The following is a 19,087-nucleotide window of genomic DNA, read 5'->3' as shown; positions in this document are numbered from 1 at the left end:
CATCCGGAGCTGTCCTCGACACCACATGGACTCAATAGGCCAGCCTCAGACGTCCGCCTGCTCACCTACAACGAGCACCCCCACCTCACGCGGGACCTGCTGACCTACCGCTGATGGCGGACCACGTCACCAACGCGATCATCGCCACGGCCGCGGGCACGGTGGTCGCCGTGCTGCTGCTCATCCCCACGGCGGCGTACCAGTATCGGCTGGACGGGCGGCTGCAGCCGCGCGACCTCGCCATCCTGCTGTCCGGCGCGATCTACGGCCTCGCGCTGTGGACGTACACGCTGCTGCCGATGCCGGCCGCGCACGACTACCGCTGCAAGGGCCGCCAGGTCGACCCGTTCGCTACGATCCGCGGGATCGCCGAGCGGCCCGGCGCCGGCATCGCGGGACTGGCGCACGACCCGGCGTTCCTCCAGGTCGCGCTGAACGTGCTGCTGTTCGTGCCGCTCGGGTTCTACGTGCGCTGGATCCTGCACCGCGGGGTCGTGGTCACCACCCTCCTCGGGTTCGGTACGTCGCTGCTCATCGAGACCACCCAGGGCACCGGGGTCTGGCACCTGTACCCCTGCGCCTACCGGCTCTTCGACGTCGACGACCTGATCGTCAACACCTTCGGCGCGCTGCTCGGAGCGCTCCTCGCCGCTGCGTTCGTACGCCGGGACCGCGGCCCGATCGTGCTGCCCACCTCGATCACCCTCGGCCGCCGGCTCGTCGGCATGGTCTGCGACGCCTTGTTCGTGGGGCTGACCGGTGCGGCGGCCGCGGTCGGCTACCGGGCCTGGGTGCTCTACGGCCCCGGCGGGGTGCGGGACCCGGCGCTTCAGCACCTGCTGCAGGTCGCCGTGCCGGGCGTGGTCGAGGTCGGCCTCGTGCTGCTCGCCGGCCGCACCTTCGGCGAGTGGGTGATCTCCGTGCGGGCGGTGGCGCCGCGGCCGACCCTCGCCCCGGTCTCACGGCTGGTGAAGCTGGCCGTGGGCATCGGCCCGCTGCTGGTGCTCGTCGCGCTGACCGACGCCTGGACGACCTGGGCGCTGCTGGGCTGGGGGGTCGTGACGGTCGCGGCCGTCGTACCGACGCGGGAGCACCGGGGTCTCGCGCACGTGCTGTCCGGGATGCGCCTGGAGATCAGCGGCGCGCGCGGATGACCACGCCGGTGCCGGCGAGCACCAGCGAGGCGCCGAGGGCGAGCAGCCAGGGATCGACCGGGTTGCCGGTGTTGGGCAGGGTCGGGCCGGAGGTCGCCGCGACAGCAGGGGCGGCCTGACCGACGTGCGAGGGGTGCACGACACCCGCCGGGTCGGGGTGCGCGACGGCCGGGTGCGCCGGGAGCACCTCGTGGGTGTGGCCGGTGGCGGCCACGGGCGTGGCCGGGCCGGCGACGACGATGCCGGGGTCGGGGTTCGCGACCGGGTCGCCCGGGTCGCCCGGGTCGCCCGGGTCGCTCCCGGGCTCGACGCAGGCCGCGGTCGCCGGCACCGCCGGTGACACGAGCACCTGCTCGTCCCAGGCGGGCGTGACGACCTCGACGGTGTCGGGCGTCGTGGTGGTCTCGGCGGAGTCGGCGACCGGCGTCCACCCGTCCCCATCGGGCGCGGTGGCGGAGCGATCCGCCGTCTCGGTGACCGGGGTGCCGGGGCGGGTGCCGCCGGTGGCGTCGTACCCGGCCGGCGCGCTGTCGCCCTCGGCCACCCAGACGTACTCGAGGTGGGAGACCTCGGGCACCGCCGGGACCGCGGGGACGTCGACCACCCAGGTCGTCGTCTCGGTGGTGTCGCAGGGGCCGACGAGGTCCCAGCCCTTGCCGTTGTCGCCGGCGTTCCAGGTCGGCGAGTCGACGCAGCGGGTCTTGCCGGTGGTCTGCTGTACGTAGGTCCAGGTCAGGACGGTGGTCGTGGTGACCGCGTGCCCCTGCTCCGGTACGCCGGGCTGCGCGGGCTGGTCGACCACCACGGTGCTGTACTGCCGCTCGGTGGTCGCGACCTGTCGCGTCCAGAGCCAGGTGGTCGTCGAGGTGCCTTGCACCGTCGTCGTGATCGCGTCGTGGTGCACGGTCTGGTAGACCGCGGGCACGGCCGGCTGCCCACAGACCTCGGCGGCCGAGGCGGCCCCGCCGGACAGGCCGACCACGGCGGCGACGGCGAGGGAGGCGGGAGCGAGCAGCAGGGCGTGACGTGACATGGGAGGTCCTCTTCGGTCGGTTCGACGACGTCCGAGCACGTCGCAGGACCAACGAGAGGGGTCACGCGAGGTCAGGGCGAAGAGGTCGGAACAGGACGAAGTCCCGCATGGAACCGGGCAATTCTCGTCAGATGAGCCTCTTCACCAGCGCGAGCGGAGCGTGTTTCATGACCGGTGCCATCGCGGCCCACGGCAGCGGCGGGACGCAGGCGTCGGCGACCTCCTTCTCGATGGCCGCCACCATGGCGCGCACGCCCTTCTCGGTGGAGACCATGAGCGGCGTCTGCTGCTCGACGTGCTCGTTCATCTCCGAGGCGATGTAGCCCGGGTAGAGCACGGTCACCTTGATCTTCGAACCGAGCGGGGTGCCGTGCAGCTCGGTGCGCAGGCCCTCGGCGAGGTGCGCGACGCCGGCCTTGGTGGCGGCGTACGTCGTCATCGCGCCGGGCATCCCGCGCATGGCCGACATCGACGACACCATGACGAGGTGGCCCTGCTGCTGGCGGCGGAAGACCTCCATGGCGGCCTCGGTCTGGGCCAGCGCGCCGACGAAGTTCGTCATCGCGGTCTCCCGGTTGGCCTCGAACCGCCCGGTGCCGAGCTTGGCGCCCTTGCCGAGGCCGGCGTTGACCACGACCCTGTCGAGGTGGCCGAGCTCGTCGGCGAACTCGCCGAACACCCGGAAGACCGCCTCGTGGTCGTTGACGTCGAGCGCCCGCAGCACGATCCGGCGGGCGCCGTGCTCGTGGCGGATCTCGTCGGCGAGCGCCTCGAGCCGGTCGGTACGCCGGGCGCACAGCGCCAGGTCGTAGCCGCGTCCCGCGAGCTGGCGCGCCATCTCGGCGCCGAGCCCGCTGGAGGCGCCGGTGATCACGATGGTCTGGGTCATGGCTTCAGTCTGGCGCGTGGGCCGGTGCGGCGCTGCTGTAACACGTTGTCCGTCGCTGTAGTGCGACCGAGTTGCGGTGTTGTACGACGAGATCTCGTCGTACAACAGCGTCGGACAACGTGTTACAGCTCGGCTCTCGACAGCGCGAACGCATACCGGGTATACATAGGCATACCCGGTATGTAGAGGAGTCGCGATGTCCGTCAAGCACGCCCTGCTGGCGCTGCTCGAGCAGCAGCCCATGTACGGCTACCAGCTGCGGGTCGAGTTCGAGCAGCGGACCGGCACGACCTGGCCGCTCAACGTCGGTCAGGTCTACACGACCCTCACCCGGCTCGAGCGTGACGGCCTCGCGGCCGCCGAGGGGGAGGACGCCGAGGGCCACGTGATCTACCGGATCACCGAGGCCGGGCGGGACGAGGTCGCAGCCTGGTTCACGACGCCGGTGGCGCGCACCCAGCCGCCGCGCGACGAGCTCGCCATCAAGCTGGCGCTCGCGGTGACCGTGCCCGGGGTCGACGTGGGCAGCGTCATCCAGCAGCAGCGCAGCGCCACCATGTCCGCGCTGCAGGACTACACCCGGCTCAAGCGCCGGGCGGCCGCCGGCGAGCAGCCCGCCGACCTGGCCTGGAGCCTGGTTCTCGACTCCCTCGTCTTCGCGGCCGAGGCCGAGGTGCGCTGGCTCGACCACTGCGAGGCGCGGCTGCGCCGCGCCGCACTGGAGAAGCCGGCAACGACCAAGACCCCGACCGGGGAGCGGAGCGCCCGATGAACCCCGTCCTGCAGCTCTCCGGCGTGACCCGCGTGCACGGGGTCGCCCCCAACGAGGTCCAGGCGCTGCGCGGCATCACCTTCTCGGCGTACGCCGGCGAGCTGGTCGCCGTCATGGGTCCTTCCGGCTCCGGGAAGTCGACGCTGCTCACCATCGCGGGCGGGCTCGACCAGCCGACCTCCGGGAGCGTGTCCGTGGAGGGCACCGACCTGACCGGCCTGGGGCAGGCGGGGCGGGCGCGGATGCGGCGTACCTCCATCGGCTACGTCTTCCAGGGCTTCAACCTGATCCCCGCGCTGACCGCGGCGGAGAATGTCGCGCTGCCGCGCGAGCTCGACGGTGCCTCGGCGCGGGCCGCACGCCGGGAGGCGCGGGCGGCGCTGGAGGAGGTCGGCATCGGCGACCTCGCCGACCGGTTCCCCGACGACATGTCCGGCGGACAGCAGCAGCGGGTCGCGATCGCCCGCGCGGTCGTGGGGGAGCGGCGCCTGATCCTCGCCGACGAGCCCACCGGCGCCCTCGACACCGAGACCGGCGAGGAGATCCTGCGGCTGCTGCGGGCGCGCTGCGACGCGGGTGCGGCCGGCGTGCTGGTCACGCACGAGGCCCGGCACGCGGCCTGGGCCGACCGGGTGGTGTTCCTGCGCGACGGCGTCGTCGTCGACGAGACCGGTGCGGACCGCGCCGAGGTGCTGACCGAGACGGTGGGCTGAGGTGAACGGGTACGCCGGGTGGCGGGTCGCGCTGCGCCTCGCCCGTCGTGAGGCCTGGCGGCGCAAGGGCCAGACCGCGCTGATGCTGGTGCTCATTGCCCTGCCGGTGCTCGCGGTGAGCACGGCGGCGGTGGTGTGGAAGACCGCCACCGTGTCGGGCGCGGAGGGCGTCACACGGCGGATGGGTGCGGCGGACGCGCTCGCCACGGCGGCGGGTCCGGGCCGTGTGGAGCAGTGCTTCGACCCGGCCGACTGCGAGGTGGCCCTCGGCAACGGCTCCGGCGCGCGCACCATCGACATCGGCCGGGCCCTCGGGGGTCGGCCGTACGTCCCGCTGCGCTACGACATGCTCAGCTACCCGACGACGAACGGCGTCGGGGACCTGATGGTCCTCGAGACGGATCTCGCCGATCCGCTCAGCTCGGGCCTGCTCCGGCTGACGGCCGGCCGGATGCCCCGCACGACGGCCGAGATCGTGATCAACGCCGCAGCGGCGGCACGCGGTCCGCAGCTCGGTCAGACCCTCGAGCTGACCCGCAAGCTGGGAAGCGCCACCCGGACCTACGACCTGAGGATCGTGGGCATCGCCGAGAACGCCCGCGACCGCACGACGCCGTATGCCGCCGCGCTGCTCGGCGCGACCGGCCGGATCCCGGCCACCGACTTCCAGACCAGCTGGCTCGTCGGTGGCGGTCCGGTCAGCTGGCCGGACGTGGAGCGGCTCAACCGCGCGGGGCTGTTCGTCGCGTCGCGGGAGGTGATCACCGATCCCCCGCCTGACTCCGCGCTTCCGGCCGACATCCGGCTCTACCAGCAGCAGACCGGGATCGAGTCGACCACCATCACGATCATCGCGCTGATCGCCTCGATGGTGCTGCTCGAGGTGGTGCTGCTGGCCGGCCCCGCGTTCGCCGTACGAGCCAAGGCGCAGGCGCATGCGCTGGCGCTCGTGGCGGCGACCGGAGGCACGCCCGCACAGGCCCGGCGGACGATCCTCGCCTCCGGCGTCGTGATCGGTGCGGTCGGCGGCGTGGTGGGCGCGGTCCTCGGCGTCCTCCTGTCGTACGCCGCCGTCCCGATCGCCCAGGACCACAGCTCGACCTGGTTCGGCCCGCGCGAGGTGCCGTGGGTGCTCGTCGTGGCCGTGGCGGGCTTTGGGTTCGTGTCGGCGTTCCTCGCGGCGGTCGTGCCGGCGTACTCGGCCTCGCGACAGGACGTCGTCGCGGTGCTCGCCGGACGCCGGGGTGAGGGTCGCCCCTCGCGACGCTCGCCCTTCGTGGGGCTCGTGCTGATCGGTCTTGGCATCGCCGGTGCCCTCGTCGGATCGCGGGCCCACGGCGGCAACGCCGCCGCGCCGCTGGTGGGCGGATCGGCGATCGTGTCGGTGATCGGCATGATCTTCTTCGTGCCGGTCGCGGTCATGGTCGTGGCACGGCTGGCTGCTCGGCTCCCGCTGGCGTTGCGGTTCGCCGCGCGCGACGCTGCCCGGCACCGGACCCGGACGGTTCCTGCGGTCGCAGCCGTCGGCGCGACCGTGGCCGGCGTGGTGGCGCTCAGCATCGCTCTGAGCAGCCAGGCCGCGCGCGACCGGGCCGACTACGCGCCACAGCTGCCGATGGGCTACGGCGCGATCACTCTGGGCGTGCACCCGCAGCGCACGATGGCGAAGGTGGGCGCCGTGCTCCATCGCCAGCTGCCCGACGTGACGCCCATCCCCGTGCGCGGCGTCCAGGCCGACGACGGGAAGACCTCCTACGAGCTGGAGCTGCGCAACGACCGCGCCATCCTCGCCGAGAGCTCGGGCGGGGCGCTGCTCACCTCGGGTGTCGTCGCGTCGCGAGTGCCGGCCTACCTCGGCCTGGACGCCGCCGACGCCGGTCGTGCGAACAACGTCCTGGCTGACGGCGGCGTCGCGGTGCTGCCCAGCAGCACCGGCACCACGATCGGCGACGGACGGCTCACCGTCGTCGCCCGCCGGTACGCCGACACCGGCGGCCACACGCACCGCATCGGCCGCGGCACGTTCGCGATGGTGGCCGCGAGCGCCCGTCTGCGCACCAGCGCCGTCGCGATCGTGCTCTCCCCCCAGGCTGCGGCTCGGCTGAAGGTCCCGGTCGCGACGACAGCCCTGGTTCTGCCGCCGGGGATCTCGACCGCGACCCAACAGGACCTCACCGAGGCACTTGCCGCCGCCGTCCCGAGCGCAGGGCTGTACGTCGAACGCGGCTACCAGACCGACTCCACGACCCGCATCATCCAGTGGGTGCTGGCGTTGCTCGGTGGGGTCCTGATGCTGGGCGGCACCCTGACCGCCACCTTCCTCGCGCTGACCGATGCCAAGCCCGACCTCGCCACGATGGCGGCCGTCGGGGCGCGGCCGCGGACCAGGCGGGCCGTCGCTGCGGCGTACGCGCTGGTGGTGGGGGGCGTGGGAGCTGTGCTGGGCGCGCCGATCGGCTTCATCCCGGGCGTCGCCGTCAGCCGCACGCTCACCCGCGACTACATCACGGGTGGGCAGGTGCTGGACGTGCCGTGGCTGCTGATCGGCCTGGTCGTCGTGGCGCTCCCGCTGCTGACCGCCGCCACCGTCGGGCTGTGGGCGCGGAGCCGGCTGCCGCTGGTGGCGCGGATCGACTGAGCTACCCGATCGCGTCCGCGACCAGCGAGCGCAGCATCCCCGCGACCCGGTCGAGCGGCTCGGTGGAGCGTTGCGCGATCGCCATGGCAGTGGCGCCCTCGACGCTGCTAAGGACGAGCATCGCCAGGCCAGGGGCGCGATCGGCGCTGACGCCGGACACCTCCAGCGCGCCTGCCAGCAGCGACTGCCACTGCTCGAAGATCCGGCCGGCTGCCTCCCGGGCCAGCGGCACCTCGGTGCCGCCGAGGGCGGCAGCCACGATCGGGCAGCCGGCGGTGTAGTCGCTGGCGACCAGGTCGGCGGCGGTGACCGCCAGGTAGGCGTCCATCGCGGCGAGGACGTCGCCGGACTCGGTGAAGAGCCCGAGCAGCGCCTCAGTCAGCTCGGCCCCGGACTGCTCGGTGGCAGCGGCGATGACCTCGTCGCGCCCGCCCGGGAAGTTCACGTAGAGCGAGCGGCGGGCGACGCCGGACTCGGCCAGCAGCTCGGCCACCGTCGTACCGCCCACGCCGCGGGAGCGGGTCAGGGTCGCGGCTCCGGCGAGCAGCTTCTCGCGCGCTCCCATCGGCGTACCTCCTCGGAATGTGACGGTGACCATCTTGCCGGTAGACCAAATAGTCTACTACGGTCTCCGCCATGCCCACGACCACGGTCCTCACGCCCACCGAGCAGCGCGCGATCCTCGCCGAGCCGTTCACCCTCCCGAACGGCTTCGTCCTCCCCAACCGGCTCGCCAAGGCCGCCCTGAGCGAGGGCCTCGGCACCCGCGAGTTCGGTCCGGGCGAGCGGATCAAGCGCCTCTACGCGCGCTGGGCCACGTCCGGCGCCGGCCTCGTCATCACCGGCAACGTGATGGTCGACCGGCGCGCGATCGGCGAGCCCGGCAACGTCGTGGTCGAGGACGAGCGGCACCTCGCCGACCTCACCGAGTGGGCCGACATCATCAAGGGAGGCGGGTCGCGTGCCTGGGTGCAGATCAACCACCCGGGCCGGCAGACGCCGCGCAACCTCACCCCGCACCCGGTCGCGCCGTCCGCGATCGGCCTGCAGGGCGCGGGCGGCATGTTCGCCGTCCCGCGCGAGCTCACCGGCGCGGAGATCGAGGACCTGATCCGGCGGTACGCCGAGACCGCGCGCGTCGTCGTCAAGGCCGGCTTCGAGGGCGTGCAGATCCACGGCGCCCACGGCTACCTGGTCTCGCAGTTCCTCTCGCCGCTCGCCAACCAGCGCACCGACGCCTGGGGAGGTACGCCGGAGAAGCGCCGCCGCTTCGTCCTCGAGATCCTCGCCGCGATGCGGGCCGAGGTCGGCGCCGACGTCCCCGTGGCGATCAAGCTCAACTCCGCCGACTTCCAGCGCGGCGGCTTCGGCGAGGACGAGTCGATCGAGGTGGTGCACGCGCTCGCCGAGGCCGGCATCGACCTGCTCGAGATCTCCGGCGGCACCTACACCTCCGCCGCGATGCTCGGTGTCGACGAGAGCCTCAAGGAGAGCACCCGCAAGCGCGAGGCCTACTTCTTGTCCTACGCCGAGCGCGTCCGCGCCGAGCTCCCCGCCCTGCCCCTCATGCTCACCGGCGGGTTCCGCTCCCTCGCCGGGATGGCCGAGACCCTGGACAGCGGCGCGATCGACCTGGTCGGTCTCGGCCGCCCGCTGACCGTCGAGCCGGGCGCTCCCGCCGACCTGCTCGGCGGCGTGGTCGACCGCAGCGTCGTGCGGCCCCGCCGCAGCGGCATCAAGCTCCTCGACAGCCTGATCGAGCTGACGGCGTACACCGTGCAGATGTGGCGGATGGGCGACGGCAAGGAGCCCGCCCCGAACCGTCACCCGGCGTTCAACGTCGCGACCTATCTGCTCGCGAACGGGCGGGACAGCCTGAAGGGTGTCCGCAGTGCCTCCTAGCGCCGAGTTGCCACTTCTGGTCGACCGAAGCCCGGGCTTCGGTCGACCAGGAGTCTGAACTCGGCATATTTACAGACAGGCTTGACTGTTTGTTTGTACGACGGCAGGCTGGTCCCCGTGACCACCACGGCCCGCGTCCCGCAGGAGGAGCGCACCCGCGCCATGCGGGCCCGGCTGCTGGAGGCGACCGTCGAGCTGCTCATCGAGAAGGGCTTCGCGGGCACCACCACGACGCTGGTCAGCGAGCGGGCCGGCGTGAGCCGGGGTGCCCAGCTGCACCACTTCCCGACCAAGAACGACCTCGTCGTCGCGGCCGTCGCGCACCTGACCGAGATCCGCGGCTCCGACCTCGAGGCCGCCGCCGCGCGCCTGCCGAAGGGGGCCGCGCGCACGCTCGCGGTGCTCGAGATGCTCGGTGAGCACTTCGCCTCGCCGGTCTTCACCGCGGCGCTCGAGCTCTGGGTCGCGGCCCGCACCGACCCCGTCCTGCACGAGGCCGTCGCACCGCTCGAGCAGCGCGTCGGCCGCGAGACCCACCGGCTCACGGTGGAGCTGCTGGGCGTGGACGAGTCGCTGCCCGGCGTACGTGAGCTGGTGCAGGCGACCCTCGACCTGGTCCGGGGCCTCGGCCTCGCCGACACGCTCGGCGACGACACCCGTCGTCGTCATCGCATCCTCAAGGAATGGGCGCGCACGCTCGATGCCGCACTCGCGGCGAAGGAGAACCCATGAGTGTCCTGGACGACGTCCTCACCGATCTCGGCACGGAAAGCGACCAGCTGCGAGCAGCGGTCGCGCCGCTGACCGAGGAGCAGTGGCAGCTGATGACCCCGGCCGAGGGCTGGTCGATCGCCACCACCATCGGTCACCTGCTCTGGACCGACACCTGCGCGGTGCTCGCGGCGCAGGCGGTCGACCCGGCGAACAAGCAGCCGTGGGACGACGTGGTGCTGGAGGCGATCGCGGACCCGACCGGCTTCGTCGACAAGGGTGCCGTCGACACCGGCTCGATGCCGGTGGCGACCCTGCTCGAGGGCTGGGACGCGGGTCGCGCGGGTCTCGCGATGGCCCTGCGCGAGGTCCCCGAGGGCGCCAAGATGCCGTGGTTCGGCCCGCCGATGTCGCCCACCTCCATGGCGACCGCGCGGTTCATGGAGACCTGGGCGCACAGCTTGGACGTGTACGACGCGCTCATCGGCGCCGGCCTGCTCGCGGCCCCGCCGCAGCCGACCGACCGGATCAAGCACGTCGCCCACATCGGCGTACGGACCCGCGGCTTCGCCTTCGCCAACAACGGCCTGGAGGCACCGACCGAGGAGTTCCGCGTCGAGCTCACCGCGCCCAGCGGCGAGCGCTGGGCCTGGGGCCCGGAGGACGCACCCCAACGCGTGACCGGCAGCGCCGACGACTTCTGCCGCCTGGTCACCCAGCGCGTGCACCGCGACGACACCGACCTGGTCGCGGTCGGCGAGGACGCGGAGAAGTGGCTGTCGATCGCGCAGGCCTTCGCCGGCCCGGCCGGCGGCGGGAGGGACAAGAAGTGATCGGTTTCGATACGCCGCTCGCTGGCGCTCGCGGCTACTCAACCAACGGGAGCTTGCGCGTCGCGAACTGCAGCGGCTTCTACGGGGACCGCCTCTCCGCCCTCCACGAGCAGCTGACCGGCGGCGAGGTCGACGTCATCACCGGCGACTACCTCGCCGAGCTGACCATGCTGATCCTCGGCATGGACACTCTCCGCGACCCGAGCCTGGGCTACACACGCACGTTCGTCCGCCAGGTCGAGGAGTCCCTCGGCACCGCCCTCGAGCGCGGCGTGAAGATCGTCAGCAACGCCGGCGGCCTCAACCCCGCCGGCCTCGCCGCGAAGCTGCAGGAGGTCGCCGAGGGCCTCGGTCTCAAGCCCAAGATCGCGTACGTCGAGGGCGACGACCTCCGCTCCGCCGACCTCTTCCCCGGCGCGCTCACCGCCAACGCCTACCTCGGTGGCTTCGGCATCGCCTCCGCCCTGCGCCACGGCGCTGACATCGTCGTCACCGGCCGCGTCACCGACGCCAGTGTCGTGGTCGGTCCCGCGATCGCCCACCACGGCTGGACCGAGACCGACCACGACGCGCTCGCCGGGGCCGTCGTCGCCGGCCACGTGATCGAGTGCGGCACCCAGGCGACCGGCGGCAACTTCTCCGGCTTCCGCGACCTGTTCCGCGAGGGCCGCGACATGCGCAGGCTCGGCTTCCCGATCGCCGAGATCGACGCGGACGGCAGCAGCGTGATCACCAAGCACGCCGGCACCGGCGGTGCGGTCACCGTCGACACCGTCACCGCCCAGCTGCTCTACGAGGTCCAGTCCACGCGCTACCTCAACCCCGACGTCACCACGCACCTGGACTCGGTCCGGCTGACCCAGGAGGACACCGACCGGGTGCGGATCCACCCCGTCACCGGCTCCGCACCTCCCCGACAGCTGAAGGTCGCCGTCAACACCCTCGGCGGCTACCGCAACCAGATGGAGCTCGTGCTCACCGGCCTCGACATCGACGAGAAGGCGGCCTGGATCCGCAGCCAGCTCGACGACGCGTTCACCGCCGAGGAGGTCGTCTGGACCCAGACGCCCGCCCGCGGCGGTGACGCGGACACCGAGGAGGGCGCCTCGGTCCTGCTCCGCTGCATCGCCAAGGACCCCCAGTCCGAGCCGCTCGGCAAGCCCTTCACCGGGCCGCTGGTCGAGCTGGCGCTGGCGACGTACCCGGGCTTCACGATGACCTCGCCCCCCGGCAAGCCCAGCCCGTACGGCGTCTACACGCCCGCGTACGTCGACCGCGACGTCGTCGAGCACACCGTCGTCCACCACGACGGCAGCCGCGAGGTGATCGCCGACCCGACCACCTTCGCCGACCCCGCCGAGCTCGCCCCGGACCTCGGCAAGCGACCGTCGCCGTACCCCGCTCCCGCCGACACCATCACCCGCCGGATGCCGCTCGGCAGCTTCGTGCACGCCCGCTCCGGCGACAAGGGCGGCGACGCCAACGTCGGGCTGTGGGTGAAGAACGACGGGGCGCCCAACCGCGACGAGCGGATCCAGTGGCTCGCCAAGATCATCAAGGACCGCAAGGTCCGCGAGCTGATCCCCGAGGCCGCCGACCTCGACGTCGACGTCTACCCGCTGCCCAACCTGGGCGCGGTCAACATCGTGATCCACGGGCTGCTGGGCGACGGCGTCGCCGCCTCCACCCGCTTCGACCCGCAGGCCAAGGGCCTCGGCGAGTGGGTCCGCAGCCGCATCGTCCACATCCAGGAGGACTTGGTATGACGACCGTCAGCTTCGACCACGGCTGGACGCCGGAGCAGCTCGCGCTCAAGCAGTCCGCCCGCGCGTTCGCCGAGCGCGAGCTGATGCCGCACATGGACGAGTGGGAGCGCGCCGGCGAGATCCCCCGGGAGGTGCAGAAGAAGCTGGCGCACGCCGGCCTGCTCGCCGTCGGCGTCAGCGAGGAGGTCGGCGGCGACGGCGGCGACCTGCTGGACGCGACCGCGATGCAGGAGGGCCTGATGGCGGCCGGCGTGTCCGGCGGCTTCATGGCCAGCGCCTTCACGCACGGCATCTCGATCCCGCACATCGTCAAGGCGGGGTCGAAGGAGCTGATCGACACCTACGTCCGGCCCACCCTGGCCGGCGACATGATCGGCAGCCTCGGCATCACCGAGCCCGGCACCGGCTCGGACGTCGCCGGCATCACCACCCGCGCGGTCCGCGACGGCGACCAGTGGGTCATCAACGGCGCCAAGATGTTCATCACCTCCAGCGTCCGCGGCGACTTCGTGACGACGGCCTGCCGCACCGGCGAGCCGGGCGCCCACGGCATCTCGCTGATCGTCGTACCGAAGGGGACGCCGGGCTTCACCGTCTCCCGCAAGCTCGACAAGATGGGCTGGCTGGCGTCGGACACCGGGGAGCTGTCGTACGACGACGTCCGCGTCCCCGTCACCAACCTGGTCGGCGAGGAGAACCACGGCTTCTACTACATCGCCGACCAGTTCGTGACCGAGCGGATCTGGCTCGCGCTGATGGGCTACGGCCACGCGATGCGCTGCCTGCAGCTCACGGTCGACTACTGCCAGGCCCGCGACACCTTCGGCAAGCCGCTGGTCAAGAACCAGGTGGTGCGCGCCAAGCTGACCGAGATGCACCGCCAGGTCGCGGTCGCCCGGTCCTACACCCTCGAGGTCGCGCGTCGGTACGTCGCCGGCGAGAACGTCATCGCCGAGGCCTGCCTGGCCAAGCAGACGGCCGTCGACACCGCGGTGTGGGTCGCCGACCAGGCCGTCCAGCTGCACGGCGGCATGGGGTACATGCGCGAGTCGGAGGTCGAGCGGCACTACCGCGACGTCCGGCTGCTGCCGATCGGCGGCGGCGCCACCGAGGTGCTCACCGACCTCGCCGCACGGCTCCTGGGCTACGCGTGATGGAGCTGATCAAGCCCCTCACCGGCGAGGTGTCGATGCACATGAAGGCGGCGCCGGAGAAGGTCTGGGACCTCGTCAGCGACGTCACCCGGATCGGCGAGTTCAGCCCGGAGACCTTCGAGGCCGGGTGGACCCGCGGCGCGACCGGGCCCGCGGTCGGCGCCACGTTCAAGGGACACGTCAAGCGCAACGGCGTCGGACCGACGTACTGGACGCCGTGCACCGTGACCGCGTGCCTGCCGAACGAGGTGTTCGAGTTCGCCGTGGGCCTGTCCGCCGAGAACGCGATCAACACCTGGGGCTACCGGCTGCAGGCCGAGAACGAGGGCACCAAGGTGACGGAGTACTACCGGTTGACGCCGGAGTGGTACATCCGCGGCTACTGGCTGCTGCTGGGCCGGCTGCGGGGGAGGACCAACGAGCGCGGCATGCGCACGACCCTGGAGAGGATGAAGGCGGTGGTGGAGTCATGACCGAGACCATGGAGAGCCCCACGCGGCGTGACTCGATGCTCGCCAAGATCGAGGACCTGCACGCCGAGCAGGAGAAGGCGGTCAACGCCGGCGGCAAGTACATCGAGCGCCACCGCGACCGCGGCAAGCTCACCGCCCGCGAGCGGATCGAGCTGCTCGTCGACGAGGGCTCGGCCTTCCTGGAGCTGATGCCGCTGGCCGGCTGGGGCTCCGACTTCGCCGTGGGCGCCTCGATGGTCACCGGCATCGGCGTGGTCGAGGGCGTCGAGTGCATGATCGTCGCCAACGACCCCACGGTGAAGGGCGGCGCGCTCAACCCCTGGTCGCTGAAGAAGTCGATGCGGGCCTCGGACATCGCCGAGCAGAACGGCCTGCCGTCGATCAACCTCACCGAGTCCGGTGGCGCCGACCTGCCGACCCAGAAGGAGATCTTCATCCCCGGTGGGCGCGGCTTCCGCAACCTCACCCGGGCCTCGCAGCGCAAGCAGCCGACGATCTCGGTCGTCTTCGGCAACTCCACCGCGGGCGGCGCGTACGTCCCCGGCATGAGCGACTACGTGATCATGGTCAAGGAGCAGGCCAAGGTGTTCCTGGCCGGCCCGCCGCTGGTGAAGATGGCCACCGGCGAGGAGTCCGACGACGAGAGCCTCGGCGGCGCCGAGATGCACTCGCGGATCTCCGGGTCGAGCGACTTCCTGGCCCTCGACGAGCACGACGCGATCCGGTTGGCCCGGCGTACCGTCGCCCGGCTGAACTGGCGCAAGAAGGGCGCGGCCGCCACCACGTCGTACGTCGAGCCCGACCTGGACCCCGACGACCTGCTCGACCTGATCCCCACCGACCTCAAGGAGCCGTTCGACCCGCGCGACGCGATCCTGCGCATCGTCGACGGCACCAGCCCCGACAACGAGGTGCCCTTCGACGAGTTCAAGCCGCTCTACGGCTCGGCGCTGTGCGTCGGCTGGGCGCAGATCCACGGCCGCCCGATCGGCATCATCGCCAACGCGCGTGGCGTGCTGATGCGCGAGGAGGCGCAGAAGGCCGCGCAGTTCATCCAGCTGGCGAACCAGAAGGACACGCCGCTGCTGTTCCTGCACAACACCACCGGCTACATGGTCGGCAAGGAGTACGAGCAGGGCGGCATCATCAAGGCCGGCGCGCAGATGATCAACGCGGTCTCGAACTCCACGGTCCCGCACCTCACGGTGATCATGGGAGCGTCGTACGGCGCCGGCAACTACGGCATGAACGGCCGCGCCTACGACCCGCGGTTCCTGTTCACCTGGCCCTCCGCCAAGTCGTCCGTCATGGGCCCGGCCCAGCTCGCGGGCGTGCTCGAGATCGTCGCGCGCGAGTCGGCCGAGAAGAAGGGCGAGGTCTTCGACGCCGAGGGCTTCGCCGGCATCAAGGCCATGGTGGAGCAGCAGATCGAGGAGCAGTCGCTGCCCTACGTCCTGTCCGGGATGGTGTACGACGACGGGGTCATCGACCCGCGCGACACCCGTACCGTCCTGGGCATCTGCCTGTCCGTCATCGACAACCAGCCCATCGAGGGCCAGATGAGCTTCGGGGTGTTCCGCTTGTGAGCGGCTGCGCCGCTCACAAGCGCTGCGCGCTGGAAAGGCATCGCGCTCGCTTCGCTCGCACCCTTGTCTGTTCCGCTCAACCAGGCTCGCTCCGCTCGCGGTTGACCGGGCAAACACTCGCAGGCTCGCGTTTGCAGGAGGAAACCTCATGACAACTCGTGTTCTTGTCGCCAACCGCGCCGAGATCGCGTCCCGGGTGTTCCGCACCTGCCGCCGGCTCGGCATCGAGACCGTCGCGGTGTTCTCCGACGCCGACGCGGCCCTGCCCTACGTCGCCGAGGCCGACCTCGCGGTCCACCTGCCGGGCAACGCGCCCACCGACACCTATCTGCGCACCGACCTGGTCCTCGACGCGGCCCGGCGCACCGGTGCGACGGCGATCCACCCGGGCTACGGCTTCCTGTCCGAGAACGCCGCGTTCGCGCGGGCGGTCGTCGAGGCCGGGCTCACCTGGATCGGTCCGGCACCGGAGTCGATCGAGCAGATGGGCTCGAAGATCGAGTCGAAGAAGCTGATGGAGGCGGCCGGCGTACCGGTCCTCACGGCGCCGGCCTCGCCGACCGAGGCGGACCTCCCGCTCCTCGTCAAGGCGAGCGCGGGCGGTGGTGGCCGCGGCATGCGGGTCGTCAGGTCGCTCGCCGCGCTGCCTGGCGAGATCGAGGCGGCCGAGTCCGAGGCGCTGTCGGCCTTCGGCGACGGCACCGTCTTCGTCGAGCCGTACGTCGAGAACGGCCGCCACGTCGAGGTGCAGGTCGTCGGACACCCGACCGGCGTGCTGGTCTTCGGCGAGCGCGACTGCTCGGTCCAGCGACGCCACCAGAAGGTCGTGGAGGAGGCTCCGGCGCCGAAGCTGCCGGACGCCACCCGCTCCGCGCTGCACGCCGCGGCGAAGGCCGCGGCGAAGGCGATCGACTACCAGGGTGCGGGCACCGTCGAGTTCCTCTACGACCCGGCCCGTGACAGCTTCTGGTTCCTGGAGATGAACACCCGGCTCCAGGTCGAGCACCCGGTCACCGAGGAGATCTTCGGCGTCGACCTGGTGCAGCTGCAGCTCGAGGCGGCCGGCGTCATCCCCGCCGGCTCGCCGGTCGTCGGGGACCCGCAGGGCCACGCCATCGAGGTCCGGCTCTACGCCGAGGACCCGGCCGCCGACTACGCCCCGCAGGTCGGCACCCTGACCCGCTTCGAGTTCCCCGAGGTCGAGGGCCTGCGGGTCGAGGCCGGCTTCACCAGCGGATCCACGGTGAGCCCGTTCTACGACGCCATGCTGGCCAAGGTGATCGTCGCCGCGCCCACGCGTGACGACGCCGCCCGCCGCCTCGTCTCGGTGCTGCGTCGCGCCAGGCTGCACGGCCTGACCACCAACCGCGACCAGCTCATCGACGTGCTCACCCGCCCCGACTTCCTCTCCGGCGACGTCTCGACCGCGATGCTGGCCGGAAGCGGACCATGGGGGGTTGCTGGAGCTGCGGACGACTCCACGAGTGAGCAGGAGTCGCACGAGTCACGATTGGTCCGCTCCGGGGCCGCCCTCGCCTGGGTGGAGGCCCAGCGGGCGCGGGCGAAGGTGCAGCAGCGGATCGCGAGCGGCTTCCGCAACGTGCCCAGCCAGCCGCAGCGGGTCGAGTTCACCGACGGCACCGTCGCCGAGTGGTGGGGCGAGCGGACCGGCTACCGGGTCGACGGCGCCATCGTGGTGAGCGCGAGCCCGACCGAGGTCGTCCTCGACGTCGACGGCGTACGTCACCGCTACGAGGTCGCCATCGTCGGCGACCGGATCGACGTGGACGGCCCCGACGGCCACACCGCGCTGGAGCGCACGCCGCGCTTCGTCGACCCGTCGACGGTGGTCGCGGCCGGCAGCCTGCTGGCGCCGATGCCGGGCAGCGTGATCTCGGTGCGTGCCGCCGTGGGTGACGTGGTCGAGGAGGGTCAGGTCATCCTCGTGATGGAGGCCATGAAGATGCAGCACGCCGTGGCAGCGCCGTACGCCGGCACCATCGCCGAGCTCGCCGCCACCGAAGGACAGCAGGTCGAGGCGGGCGCCGTGCTCGCCGTCGTCGAGAGCACCGACACCGCAGGAGAAGACGCATGACCGTTCCGTTCACCGAGTCCGAGGAGCGGCTCGCGCTCCGGGAGTCCGTCAAGGCGCTGGCGAGCAAGTACGGCCACGCCTACGTCGCCGAGCAGGCCCGCAAGGGCGAGAAGACCACCGCGCTGTGGCAGGACTTCGGCAAGCACGGCTTCATCGGGGTCAACATCCCCGAGGAGTACGGCGGTGGCGGCGGCGGCATGGGCGACCTGGCCGCCGTCCTCGAGGAGGCCTCCGCCCAGGGCGCCCCGCTGCTGATGATGGTCGTCAGCCCCGCGATCGTCGGCTCGATCATCACCCGCTGCGGCACCGAGGAGCAGAAGAAGCAGTGGCTGCCCGGCATCGCCAGCGGCGAGACGGTGGCCGCCTTCGCGATCACCGAGCCCGACGCCGGCTCCAACAGCCACCAGATCACCACCACCGCCACCCGGGACGGCGACACCTGGGTGATCAAGGGCCAGAAGACGTTCATCTCCGGCGTCGACGAGGCGGACGTGATCCTCGTGGTCGCACGCACCGCGGACGCCAAGACCGGCAAGCTGAAGCCCGCGCTCTTCCTGATGCCGACCGACGCGCCCGGGCTGTCCAAGACCCACATCCCGATGGAGTTCGTGGCACCGGAGAAGCAGTGGACGCTGTTCTTCGACGACGTCCGGCTGCCCACCGAGGCCCTGGTCGGCGACGAGGACGGCGGCCTGTGGCAGCTGTTCGCGGGCCTCAACCCGGAGCGGATCATGGGTGCGGCGATGACCTGCGGCCAGGCGCGCTACGCCCTGGAGAAGGCCGTCGAGTACGCCAAGACCCGCCAGGTCTGGAAGGACGTCATCGGCACCCACCAGGCGATCGCGCACCCGCTCGCCAAGGTGAAGATCGAGCTGGAGCAGGCCCGTCTGCTCATGCAGAAGGCCGCGGCACTGTACGACGCCGGCGACGACTTCACCGCCGGTGAGTACGCCAACATGGCCAAGTACGCCGGCGGCGAGATCGCCTGCAACGCCCTCGACGTCGCGGTCCAGACCCACGGCGGCAGCGGCCTGACCACCGAGCTCGGCCTCGGCAACCAGCTCGTCGCGGCCCGGCTGGGCCGGATCGCGCCGGTCAGCCGGGAGATGATCCTCAACTTCGTCGCCATGCACTCCCTGGGCCTTCCCAAGTCCTACTGAGCTGGATGGTTGAGGGCCGGCTCGGCCTCGGAAAGCCCGTTCTCCTCGGCTCCGGTTGCTCGTTCCTCGCGCCCTCCGCCTCCTCGCCCGGGTTTTCCGAGGCCGAGCCACCCTCAACGGCTGGATGGTTGAGGGCCGGCCCGGCCTCGGAAAGCCCGTTCTCCTCGGCTCCGGTTGCTCGTTCCTCGCGCCCTCCGCCTCCTCGCCC

General features: G+C 71.9%; 16 protein-coding genes. 13 read left to right on the top strand and 3 right to left on the bottom strand.

Translation table 11 applies throughout. The features are described 5' to 3' along the window. Nucleotides 1-113: 113 nt before the first annotated feature. On the top strand, nucleotides 114-1,154 hold the full coding sequence (locus ACYVAQ_RS02335) for a VanZ family protein (protein WP_460786842.1): 1,041 nt from the start codon (nucleotides 114-116) through the stop codon (nucleotides 1,152-1,154). On the opposite strand, the gene ACYVAQ_RS02330 is transcribed toward ACYVAQ_RS02335, so the two are convergent. Both ACYVAQ_RS02330 and ACYVAQ_RS02325 read right to left on the bottom strand, forming a co-directional pair. Next, a complete protein-coding gene (locus ACYVAQ_RS02330) occupies nucleotides 1,135-2,187 on the bottom strand; it encodes an LPXTG cell wall anchor domain-containing protein (RefSeq protein WP_460786841.1) in 1,053 nt (350 codons plus the stop codon). The two genes, ACYVAQ_RS02335 and ACYVAQ_RS02330, sit on opposite strands and share 20 nt — an antisense overlap. Nucleotides 2,188-2,314: 127 nt before the next feature. Next, the gene (locus tag ACYVAQ_RS02325; RefSeq protein ID WP_460786840.1) at nucleotides 2,315-3,076 is read right to left on the bottom strand and encodes an SDR family oxidoreductase; all 762 of its coding nucleotides are present in this window, start codon (nucleotides 3,074-3,076) and stop codon (nucleotides 2,315-2,317) included. Nucleotides 3,077-3,272: 196 nt separating this feature from the next. On the opposite strand from ACYVAQ_RS02325, the gene ACYVAQ_RS02320 reads away from it, so the two are divergent. From ACYVAQ_RS02320 to ACYVAQ_RS02310, 3 genes are read left to right on the top strand one after another with little or no spacing between them, the layout of a single operon-like run. Then, on the top strand, nucleotides 3,273-3,848 hold the full coding sequence (locus ACYVAQ_RS02320) for a PadR family transcriptional regulator (protein WP_460786839.1): 576 nt from the start codon (nucleotides 3,273-3,275) through the stop codon (nucleotides 3,846-3,848). Continuing rightward, a complete protein-coding gene (locus ACYVAQ_RS02315) occupies nucleotides 3,845-4,561 on the top strand; it encodes an ABC transporter ATP-binding protein (protein WP_460786838.1) in 717 nt (238 codons plus the stop codon). The genes ACYVAQ_RS02320 and ACYVAQ_RS02315 overlap by 4 nt, the downstream gene beginning before the upstream one ends. A gap of 1 nt (nucleotide 4,562) precedes the next feature. Next, the gene (locus tag ACYVAQ_RS02310) at nucleotides 4,563-7,199 is read left to right on the top strand and encodes an FtsX-like permease family protein (protein WP_460786837.1); all 2,637 of its coding nucleotides are present in this window, start codon (nucleotides 4,563-4,565) and stop codon (nucleotides 7,197-7,199) included. Between the two features lies 1 nt (nucleotide 7,200). Here ACYVAQ_RS02310 and ACYVAQ_RS02305 read toward each other — a convergent pair whose 3' ends face one another. After that, a complete protein-coding gene (locus tag ACYVAQ_RS02305; RefSeq protein ID WP_460786836.1) occupies nucleotides 7,201-7,764 on the bottom strand; it encodes a TetR/AcrR family transcriptional regulator in 564 nt (187 codons plus the stop codon). Nucleotides 7,765-7,835: 71 nt separating this feature from the next. Here ACYVAQ_RS02305 and ACYVAQ_RS02300 point away from each other — a divergent pair, with 71 nt between their 5' ends. From ACYVAQ_RS02300 to ACYVAQ_RS02260, 9 genes are all read left to right on the top strand, one after another. Beyond that, complete coding sequence (locus ACYVAQ_RS02300) at nucleotides 7,836-9,101, top strand: NADH:flavin oxidoreductase/NADH oxidase family protein (protein ID WP_460786835.1); 1,266 nt, start codon at nucleotides 7,836-7,838, stop codon at nucleotides 9,099-9,101. 117 nt (nucleotides 9,102-9,218) lie between these two features. After that, nucleotides 9,219-9,833 carry a TetR/AcrR family transcriptional regulator gene (locus ACYVAQ_RS02295; protein ID WP_460786834.1) on the top strand — a complete coding sequence of 205 codons (615 nt, stop codon included), beginning with the start codon at nucleotides 9,219-9,221 and terminating at the stop codon, nucleotides 9,831-9,833. Next, nucleotides 9,830-10,645 carry a TIGR03084 family metal-binding protein gene (locus tag ACYVAQ_RS02290; RefSeq protein WP_460786833.1) on the top strand — a complete coding sequence of 272 codons (816 nt, stop codon included), beginning with the start codon at nucleotides 9,830-9,832 and terminating at the stop codon, nucleotides 10,643-10,645. Before ACYVAQ_RS02295 ends, ACYVAQ_RS02290 begins: the two co-directional genes overlap by 4 nt. After that, the gene (locus tag ACYVAQ_RS02285) at nucleotides 10,642-12,411 is read left to right on the top strand and encodes an acyclic terpene utilization AtuA family protein (protein ID WP_460786832.1); all 1,770 of its coding nucleotides are present in this window, start codon (nucleotides 10,642-10,644) and stop codon (nucleotides 12,409-12,411) included. Before ACYVAQ_RS02290 ends, ACYVAQ_RS02285 begins: the two co-directional genes overlap by 4 nt. Further along, on the top strand, nucleotides 12,408-13,565 hold the full coding sequence (locus ACYVAQ_RS02280; protein WP_460786831.1) for an acyl-CoA dehydrogenase family protein: 1,158 nt from the start codon (nucleotides 12,408-12,410) through the stop codon (nucleotides 13,563-13,565). The genes ACYVAQ_RS02285 and ACYVAQ_RS02280 overlap by 4 nt, the downstream gene beginning before the upstream one ends. Further along, nucleotides 13,565-14,038: an SRPBCC family protein gene (locus ACYVAQ_RS02275; protein ID WP_460786830.1), complete on the top strand. Its 474-nt coding sequence runs from the start codon at nucleotides 13,565-13,567 to the stop codon at nucleotides 14,036-14,038. Before ACYVAQ_RS02280 ends, ACYVAQ_RS02275 begins: the two co-directional genes overlap by 1 nt. Then, on the top strand, nucleotides 14,035-15,624 hold the full coding sequence (locus ACYVAQ_RS02270; protein WP_460786829.1) for an acyl-CoA carboxylase subunit beta: 1,590 nt from the start codon (nucleotides 14,035-14,037) through the stop codon (nucleotides 15,622-15,624). The genes ACYVAQ_RS02275 and ACYVAQ_RS02270 overlap by 4 nt, the downstream gene beginning before the upstream one ends. A 148-nt stretch (nucleotides 15,625-15,772) precedes the next feature. Continuing rightward, nucleotides 15,773-17,719, top strand: a complete 1,947-nt coding sequence (locus ACYVAQ_RS02265) for an acetyl/propionyl/methylcrotonyl-CoA carboxylase subunit alpha (RefSeq protein ID WP_460786828.1) — start codon at nucleotides 15,773-15,775, stop codon at nucleotides 17,717-17,719. Next, on the top strand, nucleotides 17,716-18,879 hold the full coding sequence (locus ACYVAQ_RS02260; protein WP_460786827.1) for an acyl-CoA dehydrogenase family protein: 1,164 nt from the start codon (nucleotides 17,716-17,718) through the stop codon (nucleotides 18,877-18,879). Before ACYVAQ_RS02265 ends, ACYVAQ_RS02260 begins: the two co-directional genes overlap by 4 nt. The last annotated feature ends 208 nt before the right edge of the window (nucleotides 18,880-19,087 follow it).

This window comes from Nocardioides maradonensis, assembly GCF_054777115.1.
This window is presented reverse-complemented; position numbering and strand designations above follow the sequence as displayed.

Coding starts and splice junctions, on each gene's coding strand:
- ACYVAQ_RS02335 (WP_460786842.1), top strand. CDS start 114: ATGGCGGACCACGTCACCAACGCGATCATCGCCACGGCCGCGGGCACG.
- ACYVAQ_RS02330 (WP_460786841.1), bottom strand. CDS start 2,187: ATGTCACGTCACGCCCTGCTGCTCGCTCCCGCCTCCCTCGCCGTCGCC.
- ACYVAQ_RS02325 (WP_460786840.1), bottom strand. CDS start 3,076: ATGACCCAGACCATCGTGATCACCGGCGCCTCCAGCGGGCTCGGCGCC.
- ACYVAQ_RS02320 (WP_460786839.1), top strand. CDS start 3,273: ATGTCCGTCAAGCACGCCCTGCTGGCGCTGCTCGAGCAGCAGCCCATG.
- ACYVAQ_RS02315 (WP_460786838.1), top strand. CDS start 3,845: ATGAACCCCGTCCTGCAGCTCTCCGGCGTGACCCGCGTGCACGGGGTC.
- ACYVAQ_RS02305 (WP_460786836.1), bottom strand. CDS start 7,764: ATGGGAGCGCGCGAGAAGCTGCTCGCCGGAGCCGCGACCCTGACCCGC.
- ACYVAQ_RS02300 (WP_460786835.1), top strand. CDS start 7,836: ATGCCCACGACCACGGTCCTCACGCCCACCGAGCAGCGCGCGATCCTC.
- ACYVAQ_RS02290 (WP_460786833.1), top strand. CDS start 9,830: ATGAGTGTCCTGGACGACGTCCTCACCGATCTCGGCACGGAAAGCGAC.
- ACYVAQ_RS02280 (WP_460786831.1), top strand. CDS start 12,408: ATGACGACCGTCAGCTTCGACCACGGCTGGACGCCGGAGCAGCTCGCG.
- ACYVAQ_RS02275 (WP_460786830.1), top strand. CDS start 13,565: ATGGAGCTGATCAAGCCCCTCACCGGCGAGGTGTCGATGCACATGAAG.
- ACYVAQ_RS02270 (WP_460786829.1), top strand. CDS start 14,035: ATGACCGAGACCATGGAGAGCCCCACGCGGCGTGACTCGATGCTCGCC.
- ACYVAQ_RS02265 (WP_460786828.1), top strand. CDS start 15,773: ATGACAACTCGTGTTCTTGTCGCCAACCGCGCCGAGATCGCGTCCCGG.
- ACYVAQ_RS02260 (WP_460786827.1), top strand. CDS start 17,716: ATGACCGTTCCGTTCACCGAGTCCGAGGAGCGGCTCGCGCTCCGGGAG.